The organism is Collinsella sp. D33t1_170424_A12 (genome assembly GCF_015554865.1).
In the GTDB taxonomy this organism is placed as follows: Bacteria; Actinomycetota; Coriobacteriia; order Coriobacteriales; family Coriobacteriaceae; genus Collinsella.
On sequence record NZ_JADNJJ010000105.1, the window covers coordinates 1 to 1,388 of the forward strand.

General features: G+C 65.9%; 1 protein-coding gene. It reads right to left on the minus strand.

The window, feature by feature from the left end:
* Positions 1-367 precede the first annotated feature (367 nt).
* Positions 368-1,388 (minus strand): NAD/NADP octopine/nopaline dehydrogenase family protein (locus I2E26_RS04590; protein ID WP_195419781.1); only part of this gene is annotated, 1,021 nt, incomplete at its 5' end.

Sequence of the window (1,388 nt, forward strand, 5' to 3'; positions counted from 1 at the left end):
ATGCAAGGACCCTTACGGCATTGCCATGCTTCTACCGCGCGGCGAAGCCCTCCGTTGCGCCCGAGCGAAGCGCCCGTTGGCCCAGTACGAAGCCAAGGACGCAAGCAACGGCGCAGACGGCGCGCATCCCCGCAGCCACGGGGATCAAGCGGCACGTAACCACCGGTACGTGAGCCATCAAGACACGTGCACCGGCAGGTAACGTGAAATCGCAGCATACGGGTTGCGGCGCATGCAGGTAATGACATTGCGCAGTCCTACAAAATCGCCCCCTCATTTCCGTTGACCAGGAATGAAGGGCGATCCAAAGATGGGTTGGAAGCACTCAGTATGACCGCAGCAGACGAATCCGCCGCCCAGACCCTCGCTATCCCTCGACCAGGTAGGTGCGCAGCGCCTCGAGGTCCATGCCCTCGATGCCGAGCTCGGCCATGGAGCGGCCGCCCTCCCAGCAATCGCTCTCGAGCAGCACGCCGCCCAGGCTCACCAGCGAGTCCATCACGGGCGTGGACACGCCGATGAGGCGCGCGAGCTTGGCCCACGTTGCGATGCCGTAGGGGATGTCCTCGGAGTAGTAGCGGTTCTGCAGGTTCGCCGGGCCGGTGATCTTGGCGAAGTTGGGGTCGCCGGCGATCGCCTCCTTGATGGAATCGGTCTCGACCGCGCCGCCGATGCCGTGCGCCGCGATATCGGACGCATACCCCATGGCGTCGAGCAGCGCGATGCGCTCGGCGTCGATGGCCTCGGTCAGGCGCGCGACGCAATCGGTGAAGCCCTCGGTGTAGAAGTGGAAATCGCCCTGGGCGTACTCGATGCGCCCCGCGTTCAGGATGCATCCCGGCACATGGATGATGGGGTTCAGGCTGGACAGGCCGCAGGCGACAACGCTCTCGACAGCCTCGATACCCGGGAAAACGCCATCGAGCGCCGCGATGACCTCATCGGTGCGGGCGGCGGGCATGACGCCGACCTTCAACGGGTCGAAGCGGCTCATGACGAGCGACGCGCCGGGGCCGAGCAGTCGGGTGGCATACGGCAGCGTGTGGGTCTCGGCCACGCAGACGTCCTCGACGCCGCGTTCCTTGAACGCCTTCCAGAACATGAGCGAACCGAAGGTGCCCGGCAGCACGAGCACGATCTGGCCCGGGACGACGACCTCGGCGAGCTTCTCGGCATATGCGGCGTGCGCGAAGGCGGGCACCGCGACCAGGATCACCTTGACGCCCTCGACGGCCGCCGCAAGATCGCTCGTGACCATGGCGAGCTCGGCCGTGCCAGCGCCCGCGGCGCCCGAAAGCTCGATCTTCTTGGTGTCGAACACCTGCTGCATGTTGGGGGCGAACCGCTCGTCCTCATACATGTTGACCGCAAAGCCCCTCAGCGTGAGG